Annotated in this window: 14 protein-coding genes; 10 read left to right on the forward strand and 4 right to left on the reverse strand. The window is 60.4% G+C overall.

Annotation, left to right across the window (positions count from 1 at the left end; genetic code table 11):
- Window positions 1-616: 616 nt before the first annotated feature.
- The 7 genes from PSELUDRAFT_RS08485 (at window position 617) to yacG (ending at window position 7,123) form a co-directional block, all read left to right on the forward strand.
- Window positions 617-1,600 (forward strand): porin, encoded by a 984-nt coding sequence (locus PSELUDRAFT_RS08485; protein WP_088966432.1) that lies wholly within the window; start codon window positions 617-619, stop codon window positions 1,598-1,600.
- A gap of 148 nt (window positions 1,601-1,748) precedes the next feature.
- The gene (gene pilB, locus PSELUDRAFT_RS08490; protein ID WP_088966433.1) at window positions 1,749-3,452 is read left to right on the forward strand and encodes a type IV-A pilus assembly ATPase PilB; all 1,704 of its coding nucleotides are present in this window, start codon (window positions 1,749-1,751) and stop codon (window positions 3,450-3,452) included.
- Between the two features lie 17 nt (window positions 3,453-3,469).
- Window positions 3,470-4,690, forward strand: coding sequence for a type II secretion system F family protein (locus PSELUDRAFT_RS08495; protein WP_088966434.1), 1,221 nt, complete (start codon window positions 3,470-3,472; stop codon window positions 4,688-4,690).
- 11 nt (window positions 4,691-4,701) lie between these two features.
- Window positions 4,702-5,544 (forward strand): A24 family peptidase, encoded by an 843-nt coding sequence (locus PSELUDRAFT_RS08500; RefSeq protein WP_231895340.1) that lies wholly within the window; start codon window positions 4,702-4,704, stop codon window positions 5,542-5,544.
- A 46-nt stretch (window positions 5,545-5,590) separates the two neighbouring features.
- On the forward strand, window positions 5,591-6,154 hold the full coding sequence (gene coaE, locus PSELUDRAFT_RS08505; RefSeq protein WP_231895341.1) for a dephospho-CoA kinase: 564 nt from the start codon (window positions 5,591-5,593) through the stop codon (window positions 6,152-6,154).
- Window positions 6,155-6,178: 24 nt separating this feature from the next.
- Window positions 6,179-6,937 carry a cell division protein ZapD gene (zapD, locus tag PSELUDRAFT_RS08510; protein ID WP_088966437.1) on the forward strand — a complete coding sequence of 253 codons (759 nt, stop codon included), beginning with the start codon at window positions 6,179-6,181 and terminating at the stop codon, window positions 6,935-6,937.
- Between the two features lie 3 nt (window positions 6,938-6,940).
- Entirely contained in the window at window positions 6,941-7,123 is a 183-nt protein-coding gene (gene yacG / locus PSELUDRAFT_RS08515) for a DNA gyrase inhibitor YacG (protein ID WP_088966438.1), read from the forward strand.
- 69 nt (window positions 7,124-7,192) lie between these two features.
- Here the strand turns inward: yacG and PSELUDRAFT_RS08520 are convergent, their stop codons facing one another.
- A complete protein-coding gene (locus tag PSELUDRAFT_RS08520) occupies window positions 7,193-8,428 on the reverse strand; it encodes an N-acetylmuramoyl-L-alanine amidase (protein ID WP_088966439.1) in 1,236 nt (411 codons plus the stop codon).
- The gene (tsaE, locus tag PSELUDRAFT_RS08525) at window positions 8,389-8,877 is read right to left on the reverse strand and encodes a tRNA (adenosine(37)-N6)-threonylcarbamoyltransferase complex ATPase subunit type 1 TsaE (protein WP_088966440.1); all 489 of its coding nucleotides are present in this window, start codon (window positions 8,875-8,877) and stop codon (window positions 8,389-8,391) included. The genes PSELUDRAFT_RS08520 and tsaE overlap by 40 nt, the downstream gene beginning before the upstream one ends.
- A 37-nt stretch (window positions 8,878-8,914) precedes the next feature.
- Between tsaE and queG the strand changes: the two genes are divergently transcribed.
- Window positions 8,915-9,970 (forward strand): tRNA epoxyqueuosine(34) reductase QueG, encoded by a 1,056-nt coding sequence (gene queG, locus PSELUDRAFT_RS08530; protein WP_231895342.1) that lies wholly within the window; start codon window positions 8,915-8,917, stop codon window positions 9,968-9,970.
- A 194-nt stretch (window positions 9,971-10,164) separates the two neighbouring features.
- Here queG and PSELUDRAFT_RS08535 read toward each other — a convergent pair whose 3' ends face one another.
- Window positions 10,165-10,626, reverse strand: coding sequence for a GNAT family N-acetyltransferase (locus PSELUDRAFT_RS08535; RefSeq protein ID WP_179947578.1), 462 nt, complete (start codon window positions 10,624-10,626; stop codon window positions 10,165-10,167).
- Window positions 10,623-11,045: a MaoC family dehydratase gene (locus PSELUDRAFT_RS08540; protein WP_088966442.1), complete on the reverse strand. Its 423-nt coding sequence runs from the start codon at window positions 11,043-11,045 to the stop codon at window positions 10,623-10,625. The genes PSELUDRAFT_RS08535 and PSELUDRAFT_RS08540 overlap by 4 nt, the downstream gene beginning before the upstream one ends.
- Window positions 11,046-11,338: 293 nt before the next feature.
- Between PSELUDRAFT_RS08540 and PSELUDRAFT_RS08545 the strand changes: the two genes are divergently transcribed.
- On the forward strand, window positions 11,339-12,088 hold the full coding sequence (locus PSELUDRAFT_RS08545; protein ID WP_088966443.1) for an electron transfer flavoprotein subunit beta/FixA family protein: 750 nt from the start codon (window positions 11,339-11,341) through the stop codon (window positions 12,086-12,088).
- A gap of 3 nt (window positions 12,089-12,091) precedes the next feature.
- Window positions 12,092-13,024 (forward strand): electron transfer flavoprotein subunit alpha/FixB family protein, encoded by a 933-nt coding sequence (locus PSELUDRAFT_RS08550; protein WP_088966444.1) that lies wholly within the window; start codon window positions 12,092-12,094, stop codon window positions 13,022-13,024.
- Window positions 13,025-13,168 lie beyond the last annotated feature (144 nt).

Consider the following 13,168-nt stretch of genomic DNA (forward strand, 5'->3'; position numbering starts at 1 on the left):
TTCCAGTGTGATCAAAGGCTGCTACGGCAGCCTTTTTGCTTTTGGTGTGCGACTGTTGGTCGAGCCTGGCGGTTGCTGGTCGCCAAGAGCTTATGCCGTGACGTTTGTTTTTCACTGTGCAGCAGGTGTCCGCCTGCGCAGAACCACCTCATCGTGCAGTGTTTCTTGCCTTATATCGGTACGCCTTGGGCGGGGGCCTGTCGTCAGTATTTCCCGCGCGGCATCTCCTCGCTGAGCCATGGCATGGCTGTTGGTCTCACCGCTCCGTTGACCTCAATGTGACAGGCATTGCAACGCTGTCACTGTTGTTGCTTGTATGCAGGGCAGACATACCTGTTTCTGTAGTGGAAATGCAACGGATGCCAGGCGGGTGTTGTATTTGTTGCCGATTGCCAACAGTGTTGTTTTTCAAAAAAATCGTTAAAAAACATTTGCTTGCATTGTGAGTTGTTGGGTTTTGCTTGGTTTCTATGGTTCGTAATTTGTTTTTTTACAACGCCAAGTTTATAGTCCGCCTCAGATACCGCCGGAATACCGGTGGTCTGAACAGCCCAGCCGGAGCCTAGGCTTCGGACAAACCAACGGGCAACCTACGTGACCTCTGAAAGGAACACACATGAAAAAGCTGATCGTTCTGGCTACTCTGGCTGCCCTGCCGGCAGTTGCAATGGCTGACGTTACCATCTCCGGTGACCTGGCTGTTGGCATCGTAAACAGCAAGGCCGAAGGCAAAGGCTCCCTGACTACCGAAAACCGCACCAACGGTAACATCCGTTTCGCCGGTTCCGACGATCTGGGTAACGGTCTGAAAGCCATCTGGCAAATCGAAAACCGTATCAACCTGGCTGATACCTCCGGCGCCAACTCCCGTGACAACGTATGGGCCGGTCGCGAGTCCTTCGTTGGCCTGACTGGTGGTTTCGGTACCCTGAAAATGGGCACTATCTACCTGATGCCGACTTCCGGTCAGATGGACTTCTTTGAGAACAACAGTGCTGCTTGCGGTGGCGACGGCCTGTGGTGCTCCAGCATCTATGACCAGGGTTCCCGCTACAACAACATGGTTTCCTACCAGACTCCGTCCTTCGGCGGCTTCACTGCAACCGTACAGCACAGCTTCGGTAACGGTACTGCTAAAGGCGAAACCAACACCAACGAACAGAACAAGATGTACAGCCAAGCTGTAAGCCTGGCTTACCAGGGTCAAGGCTTTGCCGTGTCCTACGATGGTTCCCGTGCCAAAGAAGACACCCAGGGCAACTACCTGACCCTGCAGGAAGTTAACGCCAACGCTACCTTCGGCGACCTGAACCTGATCGCTGGTTACGCTCATGGCAAGGATGAAGCTGCTAAGGCCTCCCGCAATGGCTGGGGTCTGACCGCTGCTTACACCATCGGTAACTTCGTTCCGATGCTGGGCTACTGGCACGAAGGTGCAGCAACCGGTAACAACGACAGCGTTAACTCCTACGCTGCTGGCGTTAAGTACAACCTGTCCAAGCGTACCCGCGCTGGTGTTGAGTACTCGCGTCAGAGCTACCATCAGTCTGGCATGACTGAAACTCACGCTACCACCGTATACCTGGGCACTTCCTTCTAATAGGAACGCTTCGGTTTGAAAAAGGCTGCTTCGGCAGCCTTTTTTTATTGCTTCAATCACCCGCCAGGCATTGCTAAAACTACGGCAGCGGTTAAGATGCGGCTATAACTGATAGCGCATGCAATTCATGCAGGTGGCAGGAAATCGTATGGAAAATATCGCCATATCCGGTTTGAGCAGGGCCCTGGTCCAGAGCGAAATGCTGCTGGCTACTGATGCCGAATCCATCGTCAAGCTGGCGCAGACGGGGGGTATTTCCTTCGTCGAGCAATTGGTACAAAGCAAGAAGATGTCGGCACTGGAGGTGGCGGTATTTGCTTCCACTACCTTTGGGCTGCCTCTTTATGATTTGAGTCGCCATAGCAGTGAGGCGATTCCGCGTGGATTGCTGGATGGCGATTTCATTGCGGCCAACCGTTTGCTGCCGTTGTTCCGTCGCGGGAACCGCCTCTTTGTTGCCGCATCGGATCCCACGCAGAGCAGTGCGCTACATGCCATTACCTTCAAGACCGGCCTGACTGTCGAATGCGTGGTGGTGGAAGACGACAAGCTGGGTGCTTTGGTCGGAAACCTGGCGGAAAGCTCGTTGTCGGCAATCAATAACCTGGCCGCCGAAGAGTTTGGTGAGCTGGAAATTGCCGACCCGGATGCTGCACCAGGCGGCGATGCATTACCGGATGTGGATGACGCGCCGGTGGTGCGTTTTGTAAACAAGCTGATGGTGGATGCCATCAATGGCGGCGCATCCGATATCCACTTTGAGCCGTACGAGAAGTTCTACCGTATTCGCTACCGGGTGGATGGGGTACTGAAAGAAGTTTCCCAGCCGCCCTTGGCAATCAAGGAAAAGCTGGCTTCGCGTATCAAGGTAGTGTCCAGAATGGATATTTCCGAGAAACGCATTCCACAGGATGGCCGGCTGAAACTGGTTCTGTCCAAGAGCAAGGCGGTGGATTTCCGGGTCAGCACCTTGCCGACGCTGTATGGCGAAAAAATCGTGATGCGTATCCTCGATTCTTCGGCGGCATCGCTGGATATCGAGCAGCTGGGATTCGAGCCGGAACAGAAGGAAATGCTGCAGCAGGCAATTGCCCGACCGTATGGCATGATTCTGGTTACTGGCCCGACGGGTAGTGGTAAAACGGTGTCGCTGTATACCTGCCTGAATATTCTCAACAAACCAGACAGCAATATTTCCACCGCGGAAGACCCGGTGGAAATCAACCTGCCGGGTATTAACCAGGTCAACGTAAACGAAAAGGCGGGTTTGACCTTTGCCTCGGCATTGCGTGCCTTTTTGCGTCAGGATCCGGACATCATCATGGTGGGTGAGATCCGTGACTTTGAAACCGCTGATATCGCCATCAAGGCGGCGCAAACCGGCCACCTGGTGTTTTCCACCCTGCATACCAATAACGCGCCGGCTACGCTCAACCGCCTGCTGAATATGGGCGTGGCTCCATTCAATATTGCCAGCTCGGTACTGCTGATCATGGCGCAGCGTCTGGCGCGGCGCCTTTGCAAGCATTGCAAGCAACCGGTGGACATTCCGCGCAATGCCTTGTTGCGCGCGGGCTTCCGTGAGGAGGAACTGGATGGCAGCTGGGCACCTTACGGGCCGGTAGGTTGTGACCAGTGCAAGGGAACAGGCTATAAAGGTCGAACCGGTATCTATGAACTGATGCCGATTACCGATGGCATGATCCGCCTGATCATGAGCGATGGTAATGCGGTGCAGATTGCTGATCTGGCCAAGGCGGAAGGCATGGTCGAATTGCGGCGTGCCGGCCTGCTCAAGGTGATGCGCGGCATCACCTCGCTGACCGAGATTGAAGCGGTTACCAACGAATAATCCAACAGGGATCGACCATGGCTGGAGCTGTAGGCAAGAAGCCGACTGTCCATATCTGGACCTGGGAAGGCAAGGATCGTACCGGCAAGTTGATCCGCGGCGAGATTCGCGCGGAATCCGAAGTCGTCGCCAAGGCGCAACTGCGTCGCCAGGGGCTGAATGTTACCAGGGTGACTAAGCGCAAGGTCAAGTTCGGGCAGAAAGTTACCGAGAAGGACGTGGCACTGTTTACCCGCCAGCTATCCAGCATGATGAAAGCGGGTGTGCCCTTGCTACAGGCATTCGATATTGCCGCCAAGGGGCATAGCAATGCGCTGTTTACCCGCATCCTGCTGGATGTGCGTGCGGAGGTGGAGGCGGGCAGCAGTCTGGCCGATGCGTTCCGTAAATACCCTTTGTATTTTGATGGTCTGTTCTGCAACCTGGTCGCCGCGGGGGAAACCGGCGGGGTGCTGGATGCACTGTTGGAAAAGCTGGCGACCTACAAAGAAAAAGTGCTGGCCATCAAGGGCAAGATCAAATCGGCACTGGTCTACCCCGGGGCGATCATTGCCACCGCTTTCATCATTACCGCGGTGATCCTGATTTATGTGATTCCGGCGTTCAAGGAGTTGTTTTCCAGCTTTGGCGCGGACCTGCCGACACCGACGCTCATCGTCATCAAGCTGTCCGACTTCTTTATCGCCTATTGGTGGATTATCGTTGGCGTACTGGTCGGTGGCATTACCAGTATTACTTATACCTACAAGCGCTCGGCCAAGATGCAGGATACGCTGGACCGCCTGATCCTGAAGGTGCCGGTAATCGGGGATGTGGTACGCAAGGCGACCATTGCCCGCTGGTGCCGTACCTTGTCCACCATGTTTACCGCCGGTGTGCCGCTGGTGGAAGCTTTGGATTCTGTGGGTGGGGCTGCCGGCAACAAGGTATACGCCGATGCCACCAAGGTGATCCAGACCGAGGTGACCACCGGTTCCACTTTGAATGCCTCCATGCAGCGCAGCAACCTGTTTCCCAATATGGTGCTGCAGATGACGGCCATCGGTGAGGAGTCCGGCGCACTGGACGACATGCTGGACAAGGTGGCCGACTTCTATGAGGAAGAGGTCGACAACGCGGTAGCATCGCTGTCCAGCCTGCTGGAGCCGATGATCATGATCATTCTGGGCGTGCTGATTGGCGGCCTGGTAGTGGCCATGTACATGCCGATCTTCAAGATGGGTCAGGTGGTGGGTTGATGCTGGAGGTCATGACAAGTTTGCCGGCGGCCCTGCAAACGGGGCTGGCCCTGGTGCTGGGTCTGCTGATCGGCAGTTTTCTCAACGTGGTGATTCACCGCCTGCCCAAAATGATGGAGCGACAGTGGCAGGCCGAATGCGCCAGCATGTCTGGCAGTGATGCGCCGGAACCGCCGCGCTATAACCTGGTCTATCCGCCTTCAGCCTGCGTGCATTGCCAGGCGCCGATACGCGCCTGGCAGAATATCCCCCTGCTGAGTTTTGCCCTGCAACGCGGCCGTTGCGCCAACTGTGGCGGTGCCATTTCCTGGCGTTATCCGCTGGTGGAGCTGGTATCCGGCCTCATGTTGGCCGCATTCGCCGGGCACTGGGGGCTGAGCGGATACTGGCTGTGGGCCAGCGGCTTCGGCCTGACCCTGCTGGCGCTGGCGCTGATCGATGCCGCCACCCAGTTGTTGCCGGATGACCTGACTTACCCGCTGTTGTGGGCCGGTCTGCTGTTCAACCTCGATGCCGGTTTTGTGCCGCTGTCGCAGGCAGTGGTGGGGGCTGTGGCTGGCTATTTGATCCTGTGGAGCGTGTATTGGCTGTTCAAGCTCACCACCGGCAAGGAAGGCATGGGCTACGGTGACTTCAAGCTGTTGGCGGCACTGGGGGCCTGGCTTGGTTGGCAGATGCTGCCGCTGATCATCCTGCTGTCCTCGCTGGTGGGGGCGCTGGTCGGCATCGTCCTGATGGCGGCCGCCAGGCAGGGGCGCGGCCAACCCATGCCATTTGGCCCTTACCTTGCCGCTGCCGGCCTGATCGCTTTCCTGTGGGGCAAGCCGATTCTGGCTTGGTACCTGGGTGGCTAGCCCGGTTGTCGGGCTGACCGGCGGTATCGGCTCCGGCAAGAGCACGGTGGAGCGCCTGTTTGCCAAGCTGGGCATCCCCAGCGTGGACACCGACAGCATTGCCCACCAGCTGACCGTGGCGGGCGGGGCTGCCATGGCGGCCATTCGGGCGGCATTCGGCGATGCCGTCATCGCCAGCGATGGCGCGCTCGACCGTGCCGCAATGCGGAGCAGGGTATTCGCCGACGCAGCAGAACGTCAGCGTCTGGAGGCGATCCTGCATCCGATGATCCGTGCCGAGAGCATGCGTCAACTGGCGGCGGTTCGGGCGCCCTATGTGTTGCTGGGTGTACCGCTGTTGTTCGAAACCCGGCTGTTCGATGGTGTGATTCAGCGTAGTTTGTTGGTGGATTGCACCGAGGAGGTGCAGAAACAACGGGTGATGGCGCGTAGCGGCTTGTCTGCGGATCAGGTGGCGGCCATCATGGCGGCGCAGATGCCGCGCACGCAAAGGTTGCTGCTGGCGGATGACGTTATCGAAAACAATGGCGATCTGGCGGAATTGGCGCTTCAAGTCGATGACAAACACCGCTATTATCTAGCCTGCTTTGGTTTGCCGGCTCCGGCATGATGTTACAACCCAACGGATATTGCCGTGACCAGTTTCGAGTTTCCCATCACCGAACGAACCCGCACCCTGCTTCGCCTGGAGCAGGTGTATCAACGGCTGGTGTTCTTCATTGCGCAGGATGAGGCCAATTGCCATCATGCCGCGTTGATGGCGCTGTTCGAGGTGCTGGAGTCCGCTGGCCGTACCGAGTTGAAGTCCGATCTGCTGCAGGAGCTGGAGCGGCAGAAGCTGGCGCTGGAAGCGCTACGCGACAACCCGGTGATTGCCCAGGATGCGCTGGATGCGGTGCTGGAGGAAATCGAGCAGACTTCGGTCAGCCTGCTGGAGATCAGCGGCAAGTTCGGCCAGCATCTGCGCGAGAACGAATGGCTGATGGGCATCAAGCAGCGCTCGGTGATTCCCGGTGGTACCTGCCAGTTCGATCTGCCGTCCTACCATCTGTGGCTGCAGCGTGATACCGAGGCGCGTCGTGTCGACCTGCTGCGCTGGGCCGCGCCGCTGATGCCGACATCGCGGGCCGCCAGCGTGCTGCTGAAGCTGCTGCGCGACAGCGGCAAGTCCCACCAGTACGTGGCGCGTGGCGGTGCATTCCAGCAGATGTCCGGCGGCAAGGTGGTGCAGCTGATCCGCGTTTCCTTCGATGCTGGCCTGCAGATCGTGCCGGAAATCTCTGCCAACAAGTATGCGCTTAACGTGCGCTTCATCCATGCCGGTACTGGCGAGGTGCGTGCCCGTCAGGTCGAGCAGGATGTCGACTTTACCCTTACCTACTGCAAGTTCTGAGTCATGTCCGTGAAAACCGTTGCCTGTCCGCAATGCCGCCAGCCGGTGGCCTGGGGGCCGCAAAGCCCGTACCGCCCGTTCTGCAGCGAGCGCTGTCGCCTGATCGACCTGGGGCAGTGGGCTGATGAAAGCTACCGTGTGCCGGTGTCCGGCGATGACCCGATGCGTGAGCTGGAACAGCTATAGCGTGCGGCCAACCCTGGCTGTAATAGAAAAAGCCGCCTGTTAGGGCGGCTTTGTCGTTGGGCGGCTTGCTCAGATACGCGCCACCGGCGCGCCCTGTGCGAAGTAGCTGCGTACGCCGGAGGTAATCGCTTCCGCCATCTGTTGCTGGAAGTCGGGGTCGATCAGTTTCTGCTCTTCCTCCGGGTGGCTGATGAAGGCGGTCTCCACCAGGATGGACGGGATGTCCGGCGCCTTCAGCACCGCAAAGCCGGCCTGCTCCACCTTGTCCTTGTGCAGCTTGTTCAGGCCCCCCATCTTGCCCAGCACCGATTTGCCCAGCTTCAGGCTGTCGTTGATGGTGGCGGTCTGGGTGAGGTCGAACAGGGTGTGCGCCAGGTATTTGTCCTTGCCACCTATCTTCACGCCACCCACCAGGTCGGCATCGTTCTGCGTCTTGGCCAGAAAGCGCGCCATGGTGCTGGTGGCGCCGTTTTCCGACAGCGCGAACACCGAGGAGCCGCGGGCGGTACGGTTGTCCACGGCATCGGCATGCACCGAGATGAACAGGTCGGCATTCAGCTTGCGCGCCTTGGCGACGCGCACGCCCAGCGGAATGAATACGTCCTCGTCGCGGGTCAGCACTGCGCGCATGTTCTTCTCGCCATCCAGCATCTTTTTCAGCTGGCGGCCGATCTTCAGCACCACGTCCTTTTCGCGGATGCCGCTGGGGCCGATGGCGCCCGGGTCTTCGCCGCCGTGGCCGGGGTCGATCATGATGGTGAGGGTGCGCCCCGGGCCCTTGTCCTTGCTGTCGCGCGGGCTGTCATTGTTCAACTGGCCCTTGTTGTAGTCTTCAAGCAGTGCCAGCAGCGGGTCGTCCTGTTGGGCGCTGGCCGGGTAGAGGTCCAGCACCAGCCGGTACTGGTATTCGCCTACCGGCTTCAGCGAGAAGATCTGCGGCTTCACCTCGTTGCGCAGGTCGAACACCAGGCGCACGGTGTCGCCATTGAACTGGCCGGCACGTGCCATGCGGATGAAGGGGTCTGCACTCTGGATCTGTTTGCTCATGTCCTGCAGCACATTGCTCAGCTGCACGCCAACCAGGTCCACCACCAAGCGGTTGGGGTTGGCCAGTGAGAAGTGCTTGTAGCGGATCTCGCTGCTGGCTTCGATGGTGACGCGGGTGTAGGTGGACGATGGCCATACGCGCACGGCGACGATCTGGCTGGGCGCCGCCACGCCGATACGGCTGACGGTGAGCAGAAAGGTGGCGGCAGCGGCGCCGATCAACCGGCGGCGGTCAAGGTCTGGAAGCGGGTGAGACATGCTGTTCCTGTTTCACTGTGGGCGACAAGACGGAAGTTGCGACCTTCCCCGGCTACCTGGAGTTCCAGGGTCAGGTCGGGCACGGGCAGTACTCCGTCTGCCTTTTGCGGCCATTCGACGATGCACAGGGTGTCGGTGGCCAGATAGTCGGCAAAGCCGGCGTCGTACCACTCCTGCGGATCGCTGAAACGGTATAAATCAAAATGATGCACGGTCATGGCGGGTAGGGGGTAACTTTCCACCAGCGTGTAAGTCGGGCTTTTCACCCGGCCGCCATGGCCGAGCGCGCGCAGCAGGCCGCGGGTGAAGGTGGTCTTGCCGGCGCCCAGGTCGCCTGCCAGCTGCAACTGCAGGCCGGGCTGCAGGCAGTCGGCGACGTGGCGGCCCAATTGCAAGGTAGCGGCCTCGTCGGCGAGATAACCCTCGACACTGGTATGATCCGTCGCCATGAATGAAATGTCCGTTCAAAACGAGAATTATCGCCATTTGGCTAGCCAAATCAAGCTGTGGGCCAGCGAGCTTGGCTTTGCCGACGCCCGCATCACCCGTGCCGAGCTGCCGGCGGAAGCGGAAACCGCCCTGGCTGCCTGGCTGGCCGAGGGCTGCCATGGCGAAATGGACTACATGGCTCGCCATGGCATGCTGCGGCTGCGCCCGGCGGAACTGGTGCCCGGTACGCTGCGGGTAATCAGCCTGCGCATGCACTACTGGCCGGCCGGGGCATGCGATGCCGATACGGTGCTGGCGGATGGCAACAGCGCCTATGTTTCACGATATGCACTGGGCCGCGACTACCACAAGGTGATCCGCAACCGGCTGCAGAAGCTGGCCGAGCGCATCAGCGCTGCCGATCCGGCGCACCAGTTCCGCGTGTTCACCGACAGCGCGCCACTGGCCGAGGTGGCGTTGGCCGCACAGGCCGGGCAGGGCTGGCGCGGCAAGCACACGCTGCTGCTCAACAAACAGCAGGGCTCGCTGTTCTTTCTGGGCGAGATACTGACCAATCTGCCCTTGCCGGAAGATGACAGCGAGCCCGGCCATTGCGGCCGCTGCACCCGCTGCATCGATATCTGCCCTACCGGCGCCATCGTGGCACCGTACAAGGTGGATGCGCGGCGCTGTATCTCCTATCTCACCATCGAGTTGCAGGGCGTGATTCCCGAGCCACTGCGCCCGCTGATCGGCAACCGTGTCTATGGTTGCGACGATTGCCAGCTGGCCTGCCCGTGGAACCGTTTTGCGGTGCCTACTGCCGAGGCCGATTTCGCCGTGCGCCATGGCCTGGACAATGTCAGCCTGCTGGAGCTGTTCGGCTGGGATGAGGCAACCTTCCTGGCGCGCATGGCCGGTAGCCCGATTTATCGCATCGGCTACGCCAAGTGGTTATCCAACCTGGCGATCGGGCTGGGCAATGCCCCTTACGACGCGGCGATTGTTGTTGCGTTGCAACAGAGGGAGGGCTCGGAAAATGACTGGGTGCGCGAATCGGTGGCCTGGGCACTGCAACGGCAGCTGCAGGCGGCAGCGGAAGAAGGGAAGTAAGGTTGGCCGCATGCGGCCAACCTGGAGCGTGTAGACAAAGGCCTTCCGCGCAGCGAAAGGCCTTTGTTTTGGAAACGGGAAGGCTGCCGATGAATGGCCTGACTCGGGCGGCCCGGCTTTGCCGGGTCCGGTCACACCCGAACGATTGCGTTGTCAGCAGCCTGAAGGTTGGCCGCATGCGGCCAACCTTGTCGTCAGGCGAGTGCCTTGGTGAAGTGGAACGAGGAGATCACGAAGCCATGGCGCAGGTACAGCTTGTGCGCCGCGGTGCGCCAGGTGCCGGAATCCAGCACCAGGTAGCCGCAGCCCAGTGCGCGGGCTTCCGCCTCGCACCAGTCCAGCATCTGGCTGCCCACGCCTTGCGAGCGCACGGCCTCGTCGGTTACCAGGTCGTCCACGTACAGCCGCATGTCTTCGTAGGTGTTTTCGTAGACGCGGTACAGGCCCAGCGCCACCACCTTGTCACCGTCGTCCAGCGCGGCGATCAGGCGGGCGCCGTAGCTGCAGATGCGGCCCATCTTGGCGACATAGTCGGCGCCGCTTTCCGGCAGCATCGGCCGCAGCTGGCGGTGTACCGGCAGCGCGGCGGCCAGCAAGGCCGGCTCCACGATGCGCCCGTGCTCGTCGCACAGGCGGACGATGCGCAGCCCGCTCATTTGCCGGCGCGCGACGGTGCGATGACCAGCGATTCGCCGTCCAGAATCACCTTGCCCTTCACCAGGCATTGGGTGGCAAGCTTGACGCGCTTCTTGGCGGCATCCAGCTCGATGACGGTGGCGCGGGCGGTAACGGTTTCGCCGATCTTCACCGGCGCCTTGAAGCGGGTGGATTGCGACAGGTAGATGGTGCCTTCGCCCGGCAGGCGGGTGCCCACCACGGTGGAGATCAGGCTGGCGGTGAGCATGCCATGGGCGATGCGGGTGCCGAACATCGAGGCCTCGGCATATTCCTGATTGATGTGTACCGGGTTGTCGTCGCCGGATACGGCGGCGAACATCAGGATGTCGGCCTCGGTAATGGTCTTGGCGTACTCGGCGCTGTCGCCGATCTGGATGTCTTCGAAATAAACCGTCATGGGGGTTCCCTGTGCAGAGTAGTGACCGGGCGACGGTGGTGGCCGCCGCCGTTTAGCGCGTGCTCCTGCCTGTATCTTGTTGTTATGACGTCCTCAATGTTGCAGTGCATTCTTGCACGCTTTCCCCCAAATGCAAATTGTGGGGAAATCGCGTAATATCTCCTCACCCCTGTTGTACTGCAGTTGCTTTGTAGTCAATCTACCAATTAAACGCTCGTTTTATTTTGTGCCACAGGCGCGCCGCGCCGGAGCACGAATCGGGCTGTTTCAACCAGAGAGTTCGCTGGAGGAATATGAAAGCTCTAGTCGCTGTGAAGCGCGTTGTTGATTACAACGTGAAAGTGCGGGTCAAGGCCGACGGCACCGATGTGGACGTCGCCAACGTCAAGTTCTCGATGAACCCGTTCGACGAAATCGCGGTGGAAGAAGCCGTGCGCCTGAAGGAAGCCGGCAAGGTCACCGAGATCGTGGTGGTATCGATGGGGGTGAAGCAGTGCGAGGAAACCCTGCGCACCGCACTGGCCATGGGCGCCGACCGTGCCATCCTGGTGGAAACCGATGCCGAACTGCAGCCGCTGGCCGTGGCCAAGCTGCTGAAGGCCGTAGCCGATAAAGAGCAGCCGCAGCTGCTGATCGTCGGCAAACAGGCCATCGATGACGATGCCAACCAGACCGGCCAGATGACTGCCGCGCTGCTGGGCTGGGCGCAGGGCACTTTCGCCTCCAAGGTGGACGTGGCTGCCGAAACCGTGGACGTGACCCGCGAAGTGGACGGCGGTCTGGAAACCGTCAAGCTGCGCCTGCCGGCGGTGGTGACCACCGACCTGCGCCTGAACGAGCCGCGCTACGTCAAGCTGCCGAACATCATGGCCGCCAAGAAGAAGCCGCTGGACAAAACCACCCCGGCCGAGCTGGGCGTGGACGCTGCCCCGCGTCTGAAAACCCTGAAAGTGGCCGAACCGGCCAAGCGCTCCGCCGGCATCAAGGTGGCCAACGCTGCCGAGCTGGTGGCCAAACTCAAGAACGAAGCAAAGGTGCTGTAAGCCATGGCTATTCTCGTTATCGCTGAACACGACAACCAGAGCCTGAAAGCAGGCACCCTCAACACTGTTACCGCCGCCGCCAAACTGGGCGAAGTGCACGTACTGGTAGCCGGCCACAACGCCGCCGCCGCTGCCGATGCCGCCAAGTCCGTGGCCGGCGTGGCCAAGGTACTGCTGGCCGACAGCGCTGCCTACGCGCACGGCCTGGCCGAGAACGTGGCACCGCTGGTGGTGGATCTGGCCAAGGGCTACAGCCACGTGCTGGCTCCGGCTACTTCCTACGGCAAGAACCTGCTGCCGCGCGTGGCCGCGCTGCTGGACGTGGCGCAGATTTCCGACATCATCGCCATCGAATCCGCCGACACTTTCGTGCGTCCGGTTTACGCCGGCAACGTACTGGCCACCGTGCAGTCTTCCGACAGCATCAAGGTAATCACCGTGCGCACCACTGCTTTCGAAGCAGCTGCTGCCGGTGGTGCGGCCAACGTTGAAAGCGTTGCCGCCGCTGCCGATGCCGCGCTGTCGAGCTTTGTTGGCCAGGAGCTGACCAAGTCCGACCGCCCGGAGCTGGGCGCCGCCAAGATCATCGTTTCCGGTGGTCGCGCGCTGGGTTCCGAACAGCAGTTCAAGGCAGTGATCGAGCCGCTGGCCGACAAGCTGGGCGCAGCCGTGGGTGCTTCCCGCGCCGCGGTGGACGCCGGCTACGCGCCGAACGACTACCAGGTTGGCCAGACCGGCAAGGTAGTGGCGCCGCAGCTGTACGTGGCGGTGGGCATCTCCGGTGCCATCCAGCACCTGGCCGGCATGAAGGATTCCAAGGTGATCGTGGCGATCAACAAGGATGAAGAAGCGCCGATCTTCCAGGTGGCCGACTACGGCATCGTTGGTGACCTGTTCACCGTGGTGCCGGAGCTGATCGCCGAGCTGTCCAAGTAATACCCGCTGTACCCATAAAACAAGGCGTGGCGCTACGGTGCCACGCCATACAAGAAGGCCGGCCATGACCGGTTCGTCTGGGGAATACCTGCCGCATGTGCGGCGGGCATGTCCGTTGGCGGACAGCATGGCCGGCCTTTTTGC

The sequence above is a fragment of the Vogesella sp. LIG4 genome (genome assembly GCF_900090205.1).
Lineage (GTDB): Bacteria > Pseudomonadota > Gammaproteobacteria > Burkholderiales > Chromobacteriaceae > Vogesella.